Source organism: Chryseobacterium sp. CY350, assembly GCF_027945075.1.
In the GTDB taxonomy this organism is placed as follows: Bacteria; Bacteroidota; Bacteroidia; order Flavobacteriales; family Weeksellaceae; genus Chryseobacterium.
Genome location: NZ_CP116034.1, coordinates 4,012,483 through 4,033,812, shown reverse-complemented (window position 1 = coordinate 4,033,812; position 21,330 = coordinate 4,012,483). Strand labels below are relative to the sequence as shown.

General features: G+C 34.9%; 24 protein-coding genes. 10 read left to right on the top strand and 14 right to left on the bottom strand.

The window, feature by feature from the left end; all coding sequences use genetic code 11:
* Positions 1-4: 4 nt before the first annotated feature.
* Together PGH12_RS18775 and PGH12_RS18770 are read left to right on the top strand one after the other, a co-directional pair.
* Positions 5-427, top strand: coding sequence for an organic hydroperoxide resistance protein (locus PGH12_RS18775; protein WP_267598073.1), 423 nt, complete (start codon positions 5-7; stop codon positions 425-427).
* Between the two features lie 121 nt (positions 428-548).
* A complete protein-coding gene (locus tag PGH12_RS18770) occupies positions 549-1,130 on the top strand; it encodes a hypothetical protein (protein ID WP_267598074.1) in 582 nt (193 codons plus the stop codon).
* Between the two features lie 25 nt (positions 1,131-1,155).
* Here the strand turns inward: PGH12_RS18770 and PGH12_RS18765 are convergent, their stop codons facing one another.
* Together PGH12_RS18765 and PGH12_RS18760 are read right to left on the bottom strand one after the other, a co-directional pair.
* Entirely contained in the window at positions 1,156-1,785 is a 630-nt protein-coding gene (locus tag PGH12_RS18765; protein WP_267598075.1) for a peptide deformylase, read from the bottom strand.
* Between the two features lie 185 nt (positions 1,786-1,970).
* Positions 1,971-2,843, bottom strand: a complete 873-nt coding sequence (locus PGH12_RS18760; RefSeq protein WP_267598076.1) for a ChaN family lipoprotein — start codon at positions 2,841-2,843, stop codon at positions 1,971-1,973.
* Positions 2,844-2,913: 70 nt separating this feature from the next.
* Between PGH12_RS18760 and PGH12_RS18755 the strand changes: the two genes are divergently transcribed.
* Positions 2,914-3,156 (top strand): hypothetical protein, encoded by a 243-nt coding sequence (locus PGH12_RS18755; RefSeq protein WP_267598077.1) that lies wholly within the window; start codon positions 2,914-2,916, stop codon positions 3,154-3,156.
* Between the two features lie 370 nt (positions 3,157-3,526).
* On the opposite strand, the gene PGH12_RS18750 is transcribed toward PGH12_RS18755, so the two are convergent.
* The 6 genes from PGH12_RS18750 to PGH12_RS18725 all read right to left on the bottom strand — a co-directional run bounded on the left by PGH12_RS18750 (position 3,527) and on the right by PGH12_RS18725 (position 10,716).
* Complete coding sequence (locus PGH12_RS18750; protein ID WP_267598078.1) at positions 3,527-4,555, bottom strand: hemin-degrading factor; 1,029 nt, start codon at positions 4,553-4,555, stop codon at positions 3,527-3,529.
* Positions 4,556-4,739: 184 nt separating this feature from the next.
* A complete protein-coding gene (locus PGH12_RS18745; protein WP_267598079.1) occupies positions 4,740-5,510 on the bottom strand; it encodes a heme ABC transporter ATP-binding protein in 771 nt (256 codons plus the stop codon).
* On the bottom strand, positions 5,510-6,550 hold the full coding sequence (locus tag PGH12_RS18740) for a FecCD family ABC transporter permease (RefSeq protein ID WP_267598080.1): 1,041 nt from the start codon (positions 6,548-6,550) through the stop codon (positions 5,510-5,512). Before PGH12_RS18740 ends, PGH12_RS18745 begins: the two co-directional genes overlap by 1 nt.
* Positions 6,534-7,412: a heme/hemin ABC transporter substrate-binding protein gene (locus PGH12_RS18735; RefSeq protein WP_267598081.1), complete on the bottom strand. Its 879-nt coding sequence runs from the start codon at positions 7,410-7,412 to the stop codon at positions 6,534-6,536. The genes PGH12_RS18740 and PGH12_RS18735 overlap by 17 nt, the downstream gene beginning before the upstream one ends.
* Positions 7,413-7,442: 30 nt before the next feature.
* Complete coding sequence (locus PGH12_RS18730; RefSeq protein WP_267598082.1) at positions 7,443-8,570, bottom strand: HmuY family protein; 1,128 nt, start codon at positions 8,568-8,570, stop codon at positions 7,443-7,445.
* 10 nt (positions 8,571-8,580) lie between these two features.
* On the bottom strand, positions 8,581-10,716 hold the full coding sequence (locus PGH12_RS18725) for a TonB-dependent receptor plug domain-containing protein (RefSeq protein WP_267598083.1): 2,136 nt from the start codon (positions 10,714-10,716) through the stop codon (positions 8,581-8,583).
* Between the two features lie 253 nt (positions 10,717-10,969).
* On the opposite strand from PGH12_RS18725, the gene PGH12_RS18720 reads away from it, so the two are divergent.
* Both PGH12_RS18720 and PGH12_RS18715 read left to right on the top strand, forming a co-directional pair.
* On the top strand, positions 10,970-11,773 hold the full coding sequence (locus PGH12_RS18720) for a T9SS-dependent choice-of-anchor J family protein (protein WP_267598084.1): 804 nt from the start codon (positions 10,970-10,972) through the stop codon (positions 11,771-11,773).
* Positions 11,774-11,970: 197 nt separating this feature from the next.
* Positions 11,971-13,248 carry a T9SS type A sorting domain-containing protein gene (locus PGH12_RS18715; protein WP_267598085.1) on the top strand — a complete coding sequence of 426 codons (1,278 nt, stop codon included), beginning with the start codon at positions 11,971-11,973 and terminating at the stop codon, positions 13,246-13,248.
* A 180-nt stretch (positions 13,249-13,428) separates the two neighbouring features.
* Here the strand turns inward: PGH12_RS18715 and PGH12_RS18710 are convergent, their stop codons facing one another.
* The 6 genes from PGH12_RS18710 to PGH12_RS18685 form a co-directional block, all read right to left on the bottom strand.
* On the bottom strand, positions 13,429-13,719 hold the full coding sequence (locus tag PGH12_RS18710) for a putative quinol monooxygenase (RefSeq protein ID WP_267598086.1): 291 nt from the start codon (positions 13,717-13,719) through the stop codon (positions 13,429-13,431).
* Positions 13,720-13,796: 77 nt separating this feature from the next.
* Complete coding sequence (locus PGH12_RS18705; protein ID WP_267598087.1) at positions 13,797-14,681, bottom strand: sulfite exporter TauE/SafE family protein; 885 nt, start codon at positions 14,679-14,681, stop codon at positions 13,797-13,799.
* Position 14,682: 1 nt separating this feature from the next.
* A complete protein-coding gene (locus PGH12_RS18700; protein ID WP_267598088.1) occupies positions 14,683-15,924 on the bottom strand; it encodes a sulfate adenylyltransferase subunit 1 in 1,242 nt (413 codons plus the stop codon).
* A 63-nt stretch (positions 15,925-15,987) separates the two neighbouring features.
* Complete coding sequence (gene cysD / locus PGH12_RS18695) at positions 15,988-16,896, bottom strand: sulfate adenylyltransferase subunit CysD (RefSeq protein ID WP_267598089.1); 909 nt, start codon at positions 16,894-16,896, stop codon at positions 15,988-15,990.
* A gap of 21 nt (positions 16,897-16,917) precedes the next feature.
* Complete coding sequence (locus PGH12_RS18690) at positions 16,918-17,610, bottom strand: phosphoadenylyl-sulfate reductase (RefSeq protein WP_267598090.1); 693 nt, start codon at positions 17,608-17,610, stop codon at positions 16,918-16,920.
* An 88-nt stretch (positions 17,611-17,698) separates the two neighbouring features.
* Complete coding sequence (locus PGH12_RS18685) at positions 17,699-18,106, bottom strand: RrF2 family transcriptional regulator (RefSeq protein ID WP_267598091.1); 408 nt, start codon at positions 18,104-18,106, stop codon at positions 17,699-17,701.
* A gap of 141 nt (positions 18,107-18,247) precedes the next feature.
* Here PGH12_RS18685 and PGH12_RS18680 point away from each other — a divergent pair, with 141 nt between their 5' ends.
* The 5 genes from PGH12_RS18680 to PGH12_RS18660 all read left to right on the top strand — a co-directional run bounded on the left by PGH12_RS18680 (position 18,248) and on the right by PGH12_RS18660 (position 21,328).
* Positions 18,248-18,676: a DUF4268 domain-containing protein gene (locus tag PGH12_RS18680; RefSeq protein ID WP_267598296.1), complete on the top strand. Its 429-nt coding sequence runs from the start codon at positions 18,248-18,250 to the stop codon at positions 18,674-18,676.
* A gap of 45 nt (positions 18,677-18,721) precedes the next feature.
* Positions 18,722-18,985, top strand: coding sequence for a hypothetical protein (locus tag PGH12_RS18675; RefSeq protein WP_267598093.1), 264 nt, complete (start codon positions 18,722-18,724; stop codon positions 18,983-18,985).
* Positions 18,986-19,045: 60 nt separating this feature from the next.
* The gene (locus tag PGH12_RS18670; protein WP_267598094.1) at positions 19,046-19,621 is read left to right on the top strand and encodes a Crp/Fnr family transcriptional regulator; all 576 of its coding nucleotides are present in this window, start codon (positions 19,046-19,048) and stop codon (positions 19,619-19,621) included.
* 116 nt (positions 19,622-19,737) lie between these two features.
* On the top strand, positions 19,738-20,475 hold the full coding sequence (locus PGH12_RS18665) for an SDR family oxidoreductase (RefSeq protein WP_267598097.1): 738 nt from the start codon (positions 19,738-19,740) through the stop codon (positions 20,473-20,475).
* A gap of 94 nt (positions 20,476-20,569) precedes the next feature.
* Positions 20,570-21,328 carry a helix-turn-helix domain-containing protein gene (locus PGH12_RS18660; RefSeq protein ID WP_267598098.1) on the top strand — a complete coding sequence of 253 codons (759 nt, stop codon included), beginning with the start codon at positions 20,570-20,572 and terminating at the stop codon, positions 21,326-21,328.
* The last annotated feature ends 2 nt before the right edge of the window (positions 21,329-21,330 follow it).

The following is a 21,330-nucleotide window of genomic DNA, read 5'->3' as shown; positions in this document are numbered from 1 at the left end:
ATAAATGAAAACATTATATACAACCAGCGTTACCGCAAAAGGCGGAAGAAACGGACAGGTAAAAAGCGAAAACGGAGTTTTGGATCTTGAGGTAAGAATGCCAAAAGGATTAGGCGGAGCAAATGACGATTTTACCAATCCCGAAATGCTTTTCGCAGCAGGATATGCGGCTTGTTTTGACAGTGCATTGAATTTGATCATCAGTAAATCTAAAATCGAAACAGGAGAAACTTCGGTTGCTGCAAAAGTAAGCATCGGACAGATAGATAACGGTGGATTTGGTCTGGCCGCTGAATTAGACGTTAACATTCCCGGAGTTTCTCTTGAAAAAGCTCAGGAACTGACTGAAAAAGCTCATCAGATTTGTCCGTACTCTAATGCGACTAGAAATAATATTGAGGTGAAACTTTCGGTAACGAATAACTAAGATTTTTTCTTTTAAATTATATAAATCTGCTTCCTTTGGAGGCGGATTTTTTTTGTTTAAATTAAATAAGTTTAATGTTTTTCAAGTTTTATATGTACTTTTAATTATAAAGCTTTTCGATATGAATAAAATATTTTTGCTAATTATTTCTTTGACTTTATTAATTAGTTGCACTAAGAGTGAAATGAAAGAAAAAATAGAAGTAAACAAGATATTAAATACTATTTTGAAATATGAATCCAAACGAAATAGCTTTAATGCAAATTACAAATTTTTAATAAATCCGGAATTTCAAAAATTAAAAATTTATGTTCCAAGTCAGAAAGAGATTTTAGGTGAAGAACCAGGACCTCCTCCATTTTTCAATAGAAATATTATTCGTCTATTAGATTTAAAAGGGAGTAAATTTAAAAACAGAAAATCTGATTCAATAAATTTATTAAAACAGAACATCTATATCTTTAATTCCTTATATATTGATACTAAGATAAATTCAAACATTCAAATAGCAAATAAACAAGAGATTGATAAACGAGTACAACTATATCAATTTTCAAATCCGGTATATTTTAATGATAATTTTGTTTATATCGAAAGCATATATCGTGACTCAGTATTTGGAATTGGTTTTGGATATTTACTTGAAAAGCAAAAAGATGGAAGTTGGATCATAAAAGAGATTACAAACACATTTATTACCTAAACGTCTAGTATAAAAGCCAAAATACTTACCTCCCCACAGCATCACTCTTCTTATAAGCATCCACCTTTATATACTCATCAGTCAGTTCTTTTTCTTTTTTATCTGAAATTAAGATTCCGAAAAGATGGTCGATCTCGTGCTGGAAAATAACAGCGGTAAAACCTTCTACAATCTCTGAATATTTTTGCCCTTTCAAATCTAAATATTCCAACTGAATAACCTGACTTCTGTAAAATTGTCCGTTAAAATCAGCAATCGAAAGATCTCCTTCCCTACCGAGATTCTGGAGTTGCGATTTCCACGTGATTACCGGATTAATAAAGTATTCTAATGGTTCATCCGGCTTGTCAAACCGCTGAACCCAAATTACTTTTCTATTGATACCGACCTGCGGCGCGGCAATTCCTACTCCACCATCTGTGGAAAGAAGAGATTGTTTCATTCTAGAAACTAATGTTGCGGTATTCGGATCGGTAGGATCAATTTCTGTTGACTGATCCAATAAAACGGCGTGTTGATGAGAATCTGCTGTTTGATATATCGGTATTAGCGTTTTGACATCACCTTGATTAATTAAGGAAATCTCAGCTGTAGTCAGTTTTTGAGCGTTAATAAAAACGATAAAGAAGACGAAGAAAAGAGGGAATTTTTTCATTTTTGCTGGAATGTTGAACAAATATAGAATGTTTTTATGTTTTGGCTAAAGCCGATTGAATTTATTTTCACTAAAACGGGCTAAAGCCCGTTCCTATTGATTGCATCATGAGTTTTTTCTCGTAGATTTTGCTGATATAGCTGATCTTTTTCACATAATGATCTGTGAAATCTGTGGAAAAGAATTCAATAAGTTTTTGTCATATCTGCCGGAATGATCAGATTAAAATCTGTCGGGATATATTCTTTCTCTGGAATTTTTAATTCAGGATCTTCAGATTCGAATACGGAGATGACCGCCATTTTCAGATTAGGATTTTTCTGTTTGATGTACCAGTAAATTCCGCCAAATTCTTTGCTGTGGAAATTTCCGTTGTAATGAATGAATGTCTTTCCGGGTTCATAATTTTTCAGGATAGATTCTGCCATCGTTGCGTCTTTAATGGCTTGCGCAGAGATAAAGTTCATCACTTTGGTACCTTCGGCATGATCGCCCATCATTTTTTTCATTTCAGGATAACCGGGAGTTTCTAAGGTCACTTTGATTGGGAGTTGCGCAATATAAGTTTTATCTTTTTCGCTTAATTTATTTAATGATTCCAAACCTTCTTTTGCAGTTTGAGAAGCATATTTTCTGGGAACATTGGTCGCGATAAATTTTAGTTTTTTGTCTTTGGCAAAATCAACCAACGGTTTGTAATCTGTTGCATAATTATTCCAAAGACGGGCTGAGTCTTTCAATGTTTTAGCATCGTATATTCCATTTAAATAATTATTCAGTTGGGATTGATTGTCTCTTTCAAACATTTCTGCTCCCAGAATTAACTGTCCGTTTTTCTTTTCAAATAAAGCTTCGGTGATTTTCAGTTGAAGCCAGTGATTAATGGAATTATTGTGGTTTTCACCAAAGAAAACAACATCATAATCGGCTAATTCTTTAACGAGCTTATCGGTTTTTATCTCTTTTCCTTTTTTGTCGTAGAACTGATATGGTTTTATTTCTTGTGCTTTCAAAATTGAAAATCCTATCAGCAACAGGATGATGAAAGTGTTTTTCATTCTTAATTATTTTATCGTTTTAATTTACTATTATTTTAACTATTTAATGTAAAGATGTCTCATTTTAGTTTTGGGAAGCAACAATATTATTTTGGGAAGCAACAATATTCTTTTGGGTTACAAGAATATTACTTTGGGATGCAAAAATATTACTTTGGGTTGCAAGAATATTACTTTGGGTTGCAAGAATATTCTTTTGGGTTACAAGAATATTACTTTGGGAAGCAACAATATTACTTTGGGAAACAAGAATATTATTTTGGGAAGCAACAATATTCTTTTGGGTTACAAGAATATTACTTTGAGATTCTAAAATATTACTTTGGGACATAAGAATATTACTTTAGGTTACAAGAATATTACTTTGGGAAGCGAGAATATTACTTTGGGATACTAAAATATTGCTTTGGGAAGAAAGAATATTCTTTTCAAATGTATACATTAAATTTAAGGAGGTTCTTTCTATCTTGGTTACAATCTCTTTTTATTTTGAAACTACTTGTTTTTAAACACAAATGGCACTCACGACTTTCAGTGATGGCAATGATAAAAATCTTTTTCAAATTAAAATTCGTGGTATCCGTGAAAAGACATTTATGTAATTGATATTTAATTAAAAACAGAAAAGACCGTTTTGAGATTTTAAAAAAAAACAAAACGGCCTGAATCAAATTATCTAATTATTACTTTTCTAGATCTGCTACAAGGTCTTTCCATTCCTGTAGTTCAGGGATTCCCGGTTTTCTTTTTCCAAAAAACTGAACGATAAAATCACCTTCTTTGTTGAATACTTCAATCGCTGTTACTTCGCCATCTTCCGTTGGTTTTTTCACGATCCATGCTTCAGCGATTTTTGTCACATCTAAATGCAGGTTGAAATCAGGATCCATCACGTTGAACCACTGTTGGTGCCACATTGTTTTCTTTACTTCACCGGTGTGAATCTGGATAATGCCTCTGTTTCCAACGAAAATCATGATCGGCAGGTTCTTTTCAGATGCATCTTCAAGTACATTGACCACTTTTGAAGTTTCAATTTTTTTAGCGTATCCTTCAGGAGCCAGTCTTAACGCCTGAGTTCTTGATACTCCGAATTTTCTGGTCATCATAAAGAAATCGTGAGTATCTTTCAATTCTGTCCACGCTTTTTTAAACCCTTCAGCATCAATTTCAGAATCTGCTTTTTCGGGAGCTTTTGGAGCAATTGCTTGAAATTCAAATATTTCATTCTGATTTTCAGCCTTAAACTGAGCTACCATAGGATCGAAAGCTTCTTCAATGCTGTCTTTCGTTAAATATATTTTATGAAGTGCCAAACCGTCTTTCCCGAAGAACTGAAGACTTCTTCTGTCGCCTTCTACGACTGCGAAAGCAAATTTCCAGTGATTCTGGAAGATTCTCAAATCGATCTCTTCTCCTACAAAAAGCTGTGCATGCGGGCTGCTGAAATCACCATTCTGGTACGTTCCTTTTCGCTCATGTACGCATTCATCGTTTCTTGTGAGAGCCATTACTTTTCCTAATTTTTCAACTTCTGTTAAGATGTTTGCAAATTCAGGTTTCAAGACAGTAACTCCTTCTCCTACGTTCGTTGATAATAATTCTGCTTCACTTACGCCTAACTGTTCTGCAGCATTTCTTATTCTTAAATGTGGGTTTTCTGCTTTCAGAGCTTCCCATTTTTCTTTCAGTTCGTTTACTAATGTGCTCATTATTTTACTTTTTTATGGTTAAAAACTGTATAATTTGTTGTTATTAATTTTTTCTCCGGGTTTGCTTTTTGTTTCTTCTTCTTTTTCGGAGATCTTTATTTTTAAATTTCACCCATCTCAAAACCTTTCACCTAGGGATATGCAAGATTTGGTGACCGCATTTTTTTTTGATATTTTTCCATATTCAGCCAAAAATAATCATCGGGTTACTGGTGATCGGGTGGTCGCAAATCGTACACGGAAAATTGTACGCTTCGCTGATATTCTCAGCAGTAAAAACCTCTTGCGGAGTTCCGTAAGCTGCAACTTTACCGTTTTTCATCAGCAAAATTTTGTCTGCATACTGAGCCGCAAGATTGAGATCATGAAGAACGACCACGGCAGAATTTTCTTTTTTCGTGAAATTCTTTATAATTTCTAAAGCTTTATACTGATGTTTAATATCTAAATTATTCAATGGCTCATCTAAAAAAAGAAGTTTTTGGATGATTTCGTTTTTTAACTGTGCCAAAACTCTGGATAGATGTACGCGCTGTTTTTCACCTCCCGACAATGTATTATATTCTCTGTTTTTCAGATGGTAAACATCGGTTTCAAACATCATTTCGTGGGTTGCCTGATGATCTTCTGCTTTTGGCTGAGCATCAAAATATGGGTAACGCCCCATCATCACAATATCTTTCACCTTGAGAGGAATATCGTTTGAATTGTGCTGAGAGAATTTCGCTTTGTGCTTAGAAATTTCCGTCACTTTCCAATCGGTGATATTTTTATCTTTAAATAAAATCTCCTGTTTTGTCTTTACTTCATTGGCTAAAACACTCAGAAGACTAGATTTTCCTGCACCGTTGGGACCTACAATGGCCAAAAACTCGCCAAAACCCAGCGTGACATCTACGTCATTCAGAATGTAAAAATCTTTGTGTCTGTAATTGATTTGCTGTGCCCTGATCATTACATTGATTTTTTAAATTTGATTAAAATTGCAATAAAAATAGGTGCGCCCATCATCGCCGTAAGAATCCCGATAGGAAGTTCCGAAGGCTCTACAATACTTCTGCTGAAGGTATCTGCAGTTAACAATAATATGCTTCCGCAGATTGCAGACAATGGTAATATGAATGCATAATTTGATTTAAACAATAGCCTTAAAATATACGGAACAATCAACCCTACAAAGCCGATGGTTCCGGAAAATGCAACACACGATCCTACCATCAATGCGGTGATGATGATGACTTCTTTTTTCAGTTTTTCTACATTAATCCCCAGATGTTGGGCATCTTTTTCACCAAGCATCATGGCATTTAAGGCTTTTCCTTTCGGCATTAAAATACTGAATGAAAAAACTAGAACTACGGCTAAGATCGCATTCTTCGTCCATGTCGCAGCTGCAAGACTTCCCATATTCCAAAACGTGAGATCTCGTAACTGATCATCTTTTGAGATATAAATCAGAAAACCTACAATGGAAAATCCGATTGCTGAGATGGCAACTCCGGTTAAGAGCATCATGACAACATTGGTTTTACCGCCACTTGTAGAAATTCTGTACACCAAAAGCATAGCGAGAAGTGAACCGATAAATGCGGCAATGCCTACCAATGAAAACTGTACTGCCTCCGGAAAAAACTCTCTGAAATGTCTTCCTAAAACAATGGTGATGGCAGCCATCAATGTTGCACCAGAGGTAAGACCTATCAAGTCTCCCGTAGCCAGAGGATTTTTGAACAATCCCTGCAAACTCGTTCCTGAAACCGAAAGCATGCTTCCGATCAAAATTGCCATTATAATTCTGGAAGCTCTTACATCCCAGACAATGTATTTATCACTTACTGAAACACCAGAATCTTCGCGAATTAATTTTCCTAAAACTTCGAACGCAGAACGTCCGCCGAAGTCGTAAACTCCGGTATTAAGCGACCATACTGCAATGATAAAAAGCAGTATGGCACTTAATGCAATATAAAAATATAATTTACTTTGTGTTCTCAACTAAAAGCTTGTTTAATGCAACTGCGGCTTCTCCTAATCTTGGTCCGAAACCTGAAACCAAGCCTCCATCCATCGCAATAATTTTTTTATTTTTTCCGGCATTGGTTTGTGAAACTCCCGGCATTTTTAGAGCACCTTCATTTCCTCCGGAACCTTGCAACCCGCTTGTGAAAAAGAACAGTACATCAGGATTTGCTTTTACCACGGCTTCCGGAGTTAAAGGTTTAAAATCTTCAAAATCATTGATTGCATTTTCACCTCCTGCAAGATTAATCAAGGCTGCCATCGGCGTATTTTTACCGGAAACCATCATCATATTTCCTCTTGCGTAGATGAACAATACTTTCGGTTTTTTAGCAATGGGCTGAACCTGCTTCAGATCTGCATCAATTTTATCGTTTAATTTTTGATAATCTGTGTTTCCGATTGCTTTTGCAACGTCGGCGATCAGTTTTTTGGTTCCGCCAACGGTAAATTCCTGCTTGAATAACTCGGTTTTGATTCCTGAAGCTTTTATTTTCCCTACTAAATCCGGATTGATGTCTTTGTCTGAAGCTAAAATCAATGTAGGACTCACCGCCATGATCGGCTCGATAGTCATTGATCTTACGTGACCTAAATCTTTAGCCGTAGCTTTTAAAGATTCCGGATATGTGCTTGTAACGTCCGTGGCAACGATCTCGCTGTCGTGACCCAAAGCGCTTACAATTTCTGTAATTCCGCCATTCAGAGTGACAATTTTATTGTTGGTCTTCGGAGCTTCAGATGATACTTCGGCTTTATTTTCTGTGGGTTTCGAAGTTTCTTTTTTACAAGAAGATACAGCCGCAAGTACGGATACTGCAAGAATTAATTTTTTCATTTTTTACTAATTATTTTAGATTATTTCTTTTTACAAAGGAGCATACTCAAACTGAGGAAAACCTCTTTCACCGGCTACACCCATATCGTCTGTAGTACTTTTTGTAAGTCTTGTGAATTTTAATTTAAAAGTATATCCATCAGAATCTTTCAATATATAAAAGCGGTCGCCGTACACTTCTGGTCCATTGGTTCCTACAGGATTTCTCCAGTTTCCGCCAATCACCCGATGGTCATTATATACAAATTTTGATTGCTGAACATCTGAAATTTTAAAATTATTGTAAGCATCAAGACCTGAAGCTGTACCCGGAACAATGACTTCATATACACCAACACCACCGACATTATTATTGTTTACAAAATCTGCATAAATGTAACTTCCTGCACCTGCAATTGTATTTGTGAAAACAGTGAAACAGATATCCCATTTGTTTTTCTCTGGCTGAATGAAGACTTCTTTTTTATTGGCTAAGCTTAAAAAACTGTAATTGTAGGCAGCATTTTTAGAAACCGTAACTTCATAATAATCTGAACCGTCAATATTGGCAGATTTCACTTTGTAACCTTCTCCTGCTCTGGTAATCTGTACTTTTTTCCAGCCTCTTTCGCCTCCACCTGTAGTCACAGAGCCAACAGGAACGTTTCCTTTGTAAATGTCTTTACCCATATTTATCAGATATATTCCATTTTCTGTACTGGTGGCTTTTATCTCTGATATTGCAGTATAACCTGCGGGAAAATCACCTTTCACATCATCAATATACACTGTGTTTGCTTCGTTAAAATTAGCAACCTGCACCTGCGTTTTCAGTGTAGCAACTGTAGATTGGTTGACTTCTGATAATTCTGTGACATTCGGTATTTTAGCCGCTGCCATCATTATTGAAGAATTTACAATTACTTTAAACTCATTTCCTGAATACAATGCAAGATCCCAATCTGTTCTTTTCGTCAAAGTCTGTCTAGGTTTTTTTGAAAGTGGATCTACTTCGCTCAAATCAATCCAAACCTGATTTGGCTGAGTTGCACCACCAACTATCGGGTCTCCAATTGCACCTTCTACAGGCGCGACAGCTACAGGATCTTCGTTATCACGGATACAAGATTGCGAGATAAATGCTGTACTTATTAATAAAGTGAATAGTAATTTTTTCATTTTAATTTATTTAAAAATTATAATTTAAACGAGCAAAATAGCTTCTTCCGTAAAAAAGATTTTGGGTATCCGGTCCTGCATTGTGAGCGCCTCCTGAAAGTATTGTATTTCTCACCGTGGAAACATCAAGGATGTTTTTGATTCCCAATGTAAGTTCGAGATGGTTTTTAAAAAAAGGCTGGGTAACGGTAAAATTCATCATATTAAACTCACCCAATTCTCCCAATACATATTCCGGAATTTCACCTGGATTCTGAGTTGCTTTTTGTGTAAACTGTCTTTGTGTTCCGCTGTATTTGTAGTACAGTGCAAATAAAGTTTTTACTTGTGGCAAAGTATAATTGGCCGAAAAATTGGCTTCAGTATAGAAATTATAATCATTTGGTGAAACGACCGTTCCTGCATTCAAAACCTGTGAAATTCCCATCACAGAAACTCCGGCATTTAGTGATAAGTCGCCTTTTCTTACATTCAAACCTGCTCCAAATAAGAGCGATTTGTAATTATCAACATTCAAGTATGTATATTTCAAAGGACTGTTGCTTACAATCACACTTTCTATTCTGTCTTTCACATCAAGATACATTCCCGATGCACTCAGATTAAATTTCCACAGATTATTCGTAGTCATGCTGTAATCCCAGAACAGCCCCAGAGAATATCCTGTTTCCGGATTTAAATTTTCATTTCCGCGGATATCATGGTTGTTATCTACCACGTAAGTATATAATTCGTCGTATGTAGGAAATCTGTTGGATGACCCGAAAACTGCTCTCAGATCTGAATTTTCTGACGTACTGTATCTTGCAGTTAATGAATAATTGTACTGAGAATCAAATTTATCACTCAGCGCTAATCTAACGCCCGGTCGCAAAGAGAACTCGTTATTAATTTTCCATTCCGCAGAGAGAAAATTAGCATAATTGAAGATGCTTCTTTCTATATTGATCCCGTTATTATTAAACTGGAAAGTAGACGAACCTGCAAATCCACTGGTGTGATCTAATTCATATCCCAGCTGAAAATTTATTTTGTCGTTGTCTAAGAAATTACTGAACATTCCCCGTGAGTAAAAGACTTTGGAATCGTAAAAAGTATTTTTTTCTCCTTCAGAAATTTTTTGTCTGTTTGGGATATCATAGACGTAATCCTGCGATTTTCTTTGTTGCGTCTGGTAAGAGAAATCACCATGATAATTGATTCTGGAACCTAATTTTGTCTGAATATTAAACTGATGGATCCATCTTTTGGTAAAATAATTTCTGTCATCTGAGGTGTAGGTTCTGTTACCGCCACCCAAAGGTAAATCTTCTATCACCGGATTGTAGAAATTGACGTCTTCGTTCAGAAAATTAACCTTATAAAAAAATGAAGTATTATTTTTTGAATATCGTACGGCTGCATTTGCAGTAATCTGATCTTTTGGAAGCCACTCATACCCTCTTTTTTTATCGTTATTTGGGTTAAAATAGGTATATCCGTTTAGATTTCCCTTGTATCCCTGAAAATCATTGTGGTTAATATCTGCCGTAATCGACCAGTTTTCAGAAACTCTAAATCCTAAATTCAAAGCCTGTAAGTGACGGCCATTTCCTTTTTTGAACCAGTCGTAATCTTTCCCCACAGTCTCTTCCTGTAAAGAAAGCAAGGCAGTTACTTTTTTGCCGTAATTTTTTTTTGTGATAATATTAATAACTCCCGCAACGGCATTATTGCCATATTCTACGCCCATTGCACCTTTTACAATCTCGATGCGTTCAATATTATTAACGTTTATTTTGCTTAAATCGACCTGATTTCCCATTCCCTGATCGCTCACAACAGGAATGTTATCGATCAAAACTTTCGTGTAAGCGCCACCAAGACCCATTATTCTTGCATTAGAATCACCGGTGCCGCTATTAGGTTCTATTAAAATATTAAGATTTTGATTGAGAACTTCAGCCGCAGAAGTTACCGCCATATTTTTAATCTGCTGAGCATCAATTACCTCAACTTTATAGATAGATTTATTAATCGACTGCTGCATATACTGTCCTGTGATGACAACTTCTTCTATCTTCTTCTGGCTAAGAGAATCTTTTTCCTGTGCACTAACCAAAAAAATGGCAGATAATGACACAAGTGAAAGCATGTTCTTCTTCATAAACTCAAAATTTTCGACAAATATAGTGCTTTATTTAGAACAATTAAAAATAATTAAAAATTTGTTATAAGATTTTTTTAAGCCGCATAACAATCACATTACATGAGTATTAATAATAATTTCAGAAAATATTAATTGAAAACCGCATGTATTTTTTGTGTTAAATGTAAAAAAACGAAACAAATATCATTGTTTTATTTAGAACAATTAAAAACTAATGTTTAATTTTGCGACATAATTAGAAATAAGAAAAATGAAATTAAAATTACTTTTTACAGGATTGGTGATCTCAGCAATATCAGCAAATGCACAGCTATCAACCATCAACGAGAACTTCAATAATTTTACACCGGGAAATACGACTTTTCCTCAAAACGGATGGTCAGCAATAGTTGCACCGATGACCGGAGCGATGCCTCCTGTATCTCCGAGAATGCTTGTGGTAGGTGACACAGATAAAACCATACAATCATATGCCGGTAATAATGCAGTAGCATCATCGTATTTAATAGCACCACAAATTGTAGCTCCTACAGGAGATAAAACCTTATCTTTTGCCACTACATTGGTATCTCCATCGCCTGGTCCGGGTACACTGCAAATTGGATTGGCATCTAACCCGACAGATATGTCAACATTTGTTCCCATTGGAAGTGTAATAAATGTAACAACCATAGGAGCAGTGCAAAATATTAGCGTAAATATTCCAGCTTCAAATGCATCCTATATTGTTTTTAAATTTACTCCTTCATCTAATCACGTAGCAATACAGATTGATAATGTGGTATACAATTCTGCTACTTTAGGAACGTCTGATTTATTTTCTTCAGAAGACAACTTAAAATTTGCTTTAAATGAAGAAAACTCCGCGTTACAGTTTGTTGGAAAAACGCAGCCAAAAAATGTTGAAATATATTCGGCTGTTGGGCAAAAAGCATCTTCAGGAAAAGTCGAAAACGGCCTTTTTGATATTTCTACACTTCAGGCAGGAGTTTATTTTTTTCTTGTGGAAACTACAGATGGTAAAGCTGTAAAATCAAAATTTATTAAAAAATAAAATTCTTTTTATAATAATTTTAAAGCTGACTACAAATTGTGGTCAGCTTTTTTTACTTATATATATAAATATCAATATATTATCAACTAAGTTTCGTACCTAAATAATCACCAAAAGATAAATGTCATATTTTTATTTAGACTGATTAAAAATAATTACTTAGTTTTGTAGAATAATTCTAAATAAGAAAATCAGCTATGAAAACAAAATTACTTTTAGCTTCATTATTTGCTTTCACCGTGCAGCAAACTACGTGGGCTCAGGCAGATGCAAACGGATATACTTCTGTAAATTTAACAACGGGAGCAAATTATCAAAACCGTGTATTTTTTGATTTCAGCTCAAATAATATTGTTTCGCAACCCGCAAATACATGGGACGTTGCCTTCTACAGAAATTCTACAATGAGCTTCGGAACTAGAATTAATGATGCTCAAAACATCGAAGTTTATGAAGCTTCAAATGTTGCAGCAAATTGGGATAATATCAGCATTTCAAATATAACTTCCTGGGGCGCTCCGCTTTACAATCCGGATGTAACGACGACACTTCAGGATGGCGCTTTCGAACAAGGATCTGCACCTTACGGTTGGGGATCTTACAACGTCGCAAATCATCATGTTGAAGGAAATGTAATTTTTGTCTTAAAATATGCAACGACTGGAGAATACTATAAATTCATGATTCAGGATTATTATGGTGGCTATACTTTCAAATATTCTAAATGGAATGCTACTTCTTCTGTCTGGGATGCCACTCAAACTAAAACAATAGCAAACGGAACTGACGACGCATTTTTTAATTATTTCTCATTTGCAACAGGAGATAAAGTTGCCAATATGGAACCGCCAAAAACAGACTGGGATCTTATGTTTACAAGATATTGGTCGTTCTACGCGAATATTATGATGTACAGATTGTCTGGTGTAATCCAAAGCCCAAACGTTACGATTGCAAAAGTGCAACCCGAAATTCAGGATAGTTCAATTGCAAATTTACCTGCAACGACAGCATTTTCAAGTAATATTACAACAATAGGGCACAGTTGGAAACCAACTCAAGGAGTTTACAGTGACATCGTTTATTACGTAAAACAGGGAAACACGTATTACAGAATGTTTTTCACACAAAATGGTGGAGCTACAACAGGTAATATGTATTTTAAATATAAAAATATCACTTCCATCTTAGATGTAACAGAAGTCGGCAAAAAAGCTTCTTTCGGTCTTTATCCGAATCCCACGACTGCTGATAAAAAAGTGACTGTGTTATTTGATGTAAAAGAAAAATCTAATTATAAAGGAAATGTAGAAGTTTATGATCTTACAGGAAAAAAAGTTTATACTGCAGAATTGACGAATCAAGCAGGTTTCTACAAGCAAGATTTAAATTTATCTCATCTTCCATCAGGAAATTATATTGTAAAAATTACCTATGGCGGAAGCACAGAGACTAAAAAATTAATTGTAAAATAAGAAAAAGTGAATCGTGAATTAGCATTATTTTTTTAATGGTGAAATTTAAAATTCACTGCAAAGCAAATGGACATTTTAACATTTAACTTAAAAATTAATACTTTCTATTTTTTCTATAAAAGGCAGTTTCAAAAATGATGAAACTGCCTTTGCATTTTATTATTAAAGTTCAAGTTAAAATTAATACACTTTGAAACCTTTATAAACCTGAATGTTTTCTGTCAGAATTTTTGAAGCATCTTTTCTGAAATTCAACAGATGATCTGCTCCGTTGTGATGATTGTGGTGTTCCGCACTTTCCCAAAGCTCAATTATGAAAAAAGTTCCTTTCTGCTCGTTATCTTCAATTAAATCATACTGAAGACATCCGTCTTCCTTTCTCGTTTCTCTCACCAAAGTCTGAAAAAGTTCTACGGCTTCCATCAGATAACTTTCATTAAACCTGAAAAGCGCAACAATGTGTAAATTCATGATATATTTTTAGGATGCAAATGTAGATCATTTAGCGATTCAAAATCACCTCGTATTTCAAATTTAAATAAATCAGATTAAAAAATAGATTTAAAGATCGTGATCGAACTCATCACAATCACCAAAGTTCCGATCACGATAAACATTTTTTTCATAGGAAGTTTTGTGGTAAGCATTGCCGAAAAAGGCGCGGTGATGATTCCTCCAAATAAAAGTCCTAAAATAATATTCCAATGCTGAATTCCTAATGTGAAAATAAAGGTAATTGCAGCGGTAAGCGTAAGGATAAATTTTGCAACCGTAGAACTTCCTACCGCAAATCTTGGGGTAAAACTGTTTTTAATTAAAGTTCCCGTTACTAAAGGGCCCCATCCTCCACCGGCAAAAGAATCGATAAAACCACCGATTACGCCGAGCCTTGTAAGATTTGTTTTCTTTTTTAAAGATTTATTCTGTTTAGGTTTAAAAGCATTCGACAAAATCTGAAAACCGAGATATAAAGTATAAAAAGCAATAACAGTTTTCGTAATTTTTGAATAATATTCTCCAACGTAAGTAAGACATAAAGCTCCAATGATCGCTCCGATAACTGCCGGAATTGCAAGTTTTTTAACTAAACTTTTACTAACATTCTTCAGTTGAATATGACTGATGCTTCCTGCCGCCGTTGTAAAACTTTCTGCCGAATGAATACTTGCACTCACAATATGCGGCGGAATATTCAGCAATAAAAGGGTTGTTGTACAAATTACACCGTAACCCATTCCCATTGATCCGGCTACGATTTCTGCCAAAAATCCTACCAGCATCATCCAGTAAAAAATATAATTGTCTTTTGCTAATATCGTTAAAAGCTCATCAAGATAGCCCATTTCATACATCGAGAATACCACAATAAATAATAAGGCAACCGTGATTAATAAAATGTTTAATCTTATCTGAACTTTCCTCGTAATCACCATATTATAAAATCATTACAGCTCCCACTGTAGAATTACTTGTTTCGTCAACCAATATTGCATTTCCTGTAGATTTACTCTTTTCAAAACTATCAAAAACTAAAGGCGAAGCAGTTTTTAAACGAACTTTCACAACTTCATTCAGTTTAACACTTTCTGTAATGGGCGTTTTCTCTAAAGTATTCACATCAATTTTGTATTCAATTTCTTTGACGATTGCTTTCAAAGTTTTGCTTTTATGCTGAATAAAATATTTATTTCCTTCATTCAGTTCTTTCTTATCAAGCCAGCAAACAACGGCTTCAAACTCGTTTTCAACTTGAGGCTGACTTTCAGTTTTAACGATAAAATCTCCGCGACTGATGTCAATATCATCTTCAATATGTAAAACTGCGGGCTGATTGGTAAAAACAAAATCAACTTCTTTTCCGCCGGTTTCTATCTTTGAAATTTTGGTCTGAATATTTTGCGGAAGAATGGTTACCTCATCTCCTTTTTTGTAAACTCCTGAAATAACTTCACCTGCGTAGCCTCTGTAATCATGCAATTTATCGGTTTGCGGGCGAATCACATATTGCACCTGAAATCTTGGCTGGTCAACATCTTTATTTTCAGCAATTTCTACAGTTTCAAGAAAGTCTAAAAGTGTAGAACCTTTATACCAATCGGTTTTCGAAGATTTATCTACAATATTGTCCCCATGAAAGGCCGAAATCGGGAAATAACTTACGTTTTCCAAACCTAATTTTTGTGCAACTAATTCATATTGAGTTTTAATATCGTTATAAACCTTCTCAGAATAATCAACCAAATCCATTTTATTGATCGCTACAACAACATTTTTCATCCTCAACAATGACGCGATAATTGAATGTCTTCTGGTTTGTTCGATCACCCCCTGTCTTGCATCAATCAGAATAACAATCAATTGTGAATTTGAAGCACCCGTAATCATATTTCTCGTGTACTGAATATGTCCCGGAGCATCTGCAATAATAAATTTCCTCTTTGGGGTAGAAAAATATCTGTAAGCAACGTCAATCGTTATTCCTTGCTCTCTTTCTGCTCTCAAACCATCGGTAAGAATTGCAAGGTCGACACCATTTTCGTTTTTATTTTTTGACTGTTTTTCTAAAGCTTCAAGCTGATCAATCAATATATTTTTACTGTCATACAAAAGTCTTCCGATCAGAGTACTTTTCCCGTCGTCTACACTTCCGGCAGTGATAAATCTTAATATGTCCACGTTAATTTTAGTTATAAGTTGTGAATGTTAAATGATGAGTTGTGAAGGCTTACTATTCATTGCTTAAAAATACCCTCCTTTTTTTCTATCTTCCATTGCTGCTTCTGTCACTTTATCATCAATTCGGGTTTCTCCTCTTTCTGAAATTTTTGAAGCGGTAATTTCTGTGACGACCTCATCCAACGTTTCAGCAAAACTTTCTACTGCTGCGGTACAAGTCATATCTCCAACAGTTCTGTAACGCACTTTTTTATTTAAAATCTCGTCATTTTCATCAATCTGAATAAAATCTGAGACCGCAATTAACTGTCCTTCAAATTCAATTACATCACGATCGTGAGCAAAATAAATGGAAGGCAACTGGATATTCTCTTTTTTAATATAATTCCAGACATCGAGCTCCGTCCAGTTTGAAATCGGGAAAACCCTCACATTTTCACCTTTATTGATTCTTCCGTTGTAAATATTCCACAATTCCGGACGCTGTAACTTCGGATCCCACTGACCAAACTCATCACGAACTGAGAAAAAACGTTCTTTCGCTCTGGCTTTTTCCTCATCTCTTCTTGCACCGCCAATGCACGCATCAAACTGAAATTCTTCAATTGTATCTAATAAAGTATGCGTTTGCAACCAGTTTCTTGAGGCAAATTTTCCTTTCGGTTCAGTTAAATTTTTAGCTTTAATAGTATCTTCCACTTTTCTGACAATCAGCTCTGCGCCAATACTTTCAGCGTAATAATCTCTGAACTGCAAGGCTTCAGGGAAATTGTGTCCTGTATCAATATGTACCAAAGGAAACGGAATTTTCATCGGAGCAAAAGCTTTTTTAGCCAAATGTACCAGTGTAATTGAATCTTTTCCGCCACTGAAAAGTAAAGCCGGTTTCTCGAATTGTGCTGCAATTTCGCGCATGATATAAATGCTCTCGGCTTCCAGCTGTTCCAGATAATCTAATTTATGTGTACTCATTTTATTTCTGAAAAATTTGAATTAATGTGAATGCAGCCCGCATTCTTTTTGTGAACTTTCCCACCACCAACGTCCTGCGCGAGGATTTTCGCCTTCTTCGATTGCTCTTGTGCAGGGCTGACAACCAACGCTTATAAATCCTTTTTTGTGTAAAGCCAATTCCTGAACGTTATTTTGTTCCAGATAATTGAGAACTTCCTGATAAGACCAATTGATCAAGGGATTGTATTTAAAAAGTTTTCGGTCTTCATCCCACTCGATGATCGGCATATTTTCGCGGTTTTCCGATTGATCAGAACGAAGTCCTGTGATCCAGATTTGCGCATTTTCCAAAGCTCGGTTTAGAGGTTTTACCTTTCTGATGAAGCAACATTCTTTTCTGTTTTCTACGGAATGATAAAAAGCATTGATGCCTTTTTCATTCACATATTGCTCAACATCAGAAGCTTCCGGAAAATAAACTTCCGTTTTGGTTTTATATCTCGAATTGTTTTTAGAAAGTAGATCGTAATGCTCATAAAAAAGTCTTCCGGTATCTAAAGTGAAAACTTTTATAGGCAGTTGATTCCTGAAAATCATATCGGTAACAACTTGATCTTCCTGCCCAAGCGAAGTGGAAAAAACAACTCCTTGAGAGAATTTTCCTGAGATAAATTTTAATCCGTGCTCTGCTGAAAGCTGTTTCAGTATCTCTGCATCTTCTTTTGAAATCATAGTTTATTGATTGAAGTCATGCAAATATCAGATAAAATTACTATCCTACCAAATCAGTCGACTAATAATTTAAAAAAAGTGAATCTAATCAGTCGATCAGATCCAACAGTGTTTTTTCGTCTAAAATTTTCAGTGAAGCGTCCCGCACTTCGATCAAAACGTCGTGCAGACCGCAATGATCTTCATTGCAGTCATCACACTTTTCATAAAAATTTAAACTTACACACGGAAGCATAGCGATCGGTCCGTTTACCAGACGAATAATTTTCGAAAGCGTTACTTTTTCGGGAAGATCTTTTAAAAAATAACCTCCGCCTTTTCCTTTTTTACTGTCGAGAACATCAGATTTTTTCAGCTGCAGAAGAATATTTTCAAGAAACTTTAATGGAATTTTTTTATGCTCTGCAATTTCGGAAATAAGAACAGGACCTTCATTTCTTTTTTCTACAAGATATGAAAGTGCCTTAAACGCATATTGAGATTTTTTTGACAGCATTAGAACAAAAGTATGAAAATTGTTTTAAATCCGTCAATCTTTAATGGAAGCCGAAAATCAGGTGTTGGAAGTAAGGGAATGAGGTTACCGATAAACTTTTCTATCATTAATCTTCCGTGCAAATTTCCTAAATTTGTTTCTATGTTCAGTAAACAGGAAGCACAGCAATTAAAAAAAGAATTCTGGACGGCTTTTGGAAAGTCGTTTCCGAGAAAATGGCTTTTGTACGGTACCAAAGTCAAAGATTTTTCATTTAAATTTAATGCTGAAAACAAAAAAGCAGAGGTTTCTCTAGATATAGAAATGAAAGATGAAGTTTTCAGAGATGCCTATTATAACAAGATCTGGTCACTTGAAGATATTCTGAAAGACTATATTGGCGATTTTCACAAAGAAGAATTTTACACTTTAGAAAACGGCAAAGTCATCAGCAGAATTTGGGTAGAAAAAGAGGGAGTTTCTGTTTTGAATAAAAATACCTGGCAACAAATTTTCGAGTTTTTTGTAGAGAAAATGGATGGCTTCGAAAGGTTTTATTATGAGTATGAGGATTTTATAAAAGATGTTTAAAATATGAAAGTCAGATATTGTTGAAGATGCAAAATGGATGTTCCTATGTTGAATTCTGAAGAAGGAAAAATTGCTTTAAAATTATTATCTGAAGGATATCAAGACGCTAAAAAATTGATGAAGGCTCCAAACTTCAGCAAATTACTCAATTATTATAATGATGTAACAGGCTTTGAAGAAACAAATCATATTGCAATCATGCATCATTTCATTGATATGTATGGTCCTGATTGTGAAAATTGTGAAAAACCTTACAGAACAGAAACTGCGACTTTTTGTCCAAAATGTGGTAACAAAAGACAAATCTAGCTAATCATTTTTTTACCAAATGACAAATCTTAAAAAACATAGTTTTCTTAACTTTCCCGCATGAAAGAACTTTTTGATTTTATACTAAGATTTGGTAATCTCAACCAGCAACAGATCGATTTCATTGCAAGCAAAGCTGTAGAAGTTACTATTCCAAAAGAAGAATACTTTTCTGAAGCCGGAAAAATAGCAAAGCAAATCGGATTTATTGTCGACGGAATTCTTCGTGTTTGCTACTATAACAATAAAAGTGAAGAAATTACAAAATATTTTATTGAAGAAAACAATCTGGTTGTAGATTTAGAAAGTTTTGATAATCAAATTTGTTCGAGTGCATATGTTCAGGCTGTTACAGATTGTAAAATGATTGTTTTTCAAAGAAAAGACTGGCTTGAACTTTTGCAGACGATTGTAGGATTTGATAACATTGTTCATAAAATCATCTCCAGAGCGTTGATGCAAAAAGTGGAAAGAAGAAGTCCGCTTGTTTCTGAAGATGCGACAACAAGGTACCTGAAGTTTTTAGAAATTTACCCGACGGCTGTCAATAGAATTCCGCTTTCGTACGTTGCTTCTTATTTGGGAGTTACGCAGTCTTCACTAAGTCGCATCAGGAAAAACATCACATTAGATTAAATATCTTAGAAATTTAAAACTGATAATATTTATAATTAAAATATATTTTTTGCCAAATGACAAATGTTATGCTGATTAATTGACGGAATTTTACATCATCAATTAAAATTAAAAAAATGACAACAGCATTAATAACAGGAGCTAACAGAAGCATTGGCCTTGAAACCGCAAAACAGTTTTCACAAAAAGGATTATTCGTCTATTTAGGAAGCCGAGATCTTGCAAAAGGTGAAACAATTGTAAAAAAATTAAACGAAAAAGGATATCAAAACATCAAAGCAATCGAAATTGATGTGACCAATCCGGAATCAATCTCGGCTGCGAAAACTACAGTAGAAAAAGAGCAAGGGAAGCTTGACATTCTCATCAACAATGCAGGTATTTTAGGCGTTAATCCTCAAACAGCAGCAGAAACTGCAGTCGATGATATTAAAGAAGTTTTTGAGACCAATTTTTTCGGAGTAATTAATGTTACTCAGGCTTTTTTAGATTTACTTAAAAAATCTGACAGCCCGAGAATCAGCAATATTACTTCAGGACTAGGTTCATTAACTTTGCACAGTGATCCTACATGGAAGTATTATCCTGTAAAAACCGCAGCTTACGGTTCTTCAAAATCAGCTTTGAATGCTTATACGATTGTTTTGGCTTACGAACTTAGAGATCTTCCGTTCAAAGTAAACGTGATTGATCCTGGGTATACAGCGACAGATTTTAATCATCACAGTGGTCCGGGTTCTGTGGAAAGTGCAGCTTCATTTATCGTTAAACACACTCTGACAGAGGAAAATGCACCTTCCGGACAATTTTTCAGCAATGATATCGAAGACGAATCGGGTATCAGTCCGTGGTAGAAAAATTTAGGATTTATATAAAGAGAGACTTTCGGGTTTCTCTTTTTTGTTTTCCGTAATATCATTAGATTTGATTTCATTTCAGAAAAAAAATATGAACACCGATATTTATTACAAAAATATAAAACCCAACGAGTCTATTTCAGACTTTGTGGAAAGTTTTTGGGTGTTGCACAATCGTTCGGAAAATGGCAAAGAAACAATCGGATTACCAGATGGCCGCATTGATTTGTTTTTGATAAAATCAGAAAACGAACCTTTTAGGATTGTGCTTCTCGGTTTGGGAACGCAGCATCATGAAGAAGGAATTATTCCTGCCAAAAGTCTGAGATTTGCGGTCAGTTTTAAGCTACTCGCAGTTGAATATATTTTTCATGAAACCATTTCCGATATTGTAGATAAAGGAAAAATATTATCTGCTGATTTCTGGAATTTTAAATCTGAAGACCTTAATAATTTTGATGATTTTTGCAAAAAGGCATCAGAGAAAATAAAATCTCTTCTTATCAAAGAAATTGATCCGCGAAAAAAGAAATTATTTGATCTTATTTATAATACTCACGGTTCTGTTACAGTAAAAGAACTTTCAGAAAATGTGGGTTGGAGCAGCCGACAGATCAACCGCTATTTTAATCAGCAATTTGGAATTTCGTTAAAATCATTTTGCAGCATTTTACGTTTCAGAACATCATTAGAACATATTGCAAAGGGAAAACTTTTCCCTGAACTTAATTTTGCAGACCAGACTCATTTCATTAAAGAAATGAAAAAATATTCCGGAGCAGTGCCCAAAGAATTATTTAAAAATAAAAACGACCGATTTATACTATTATCCTCTTTCAAGACAGAATAAAT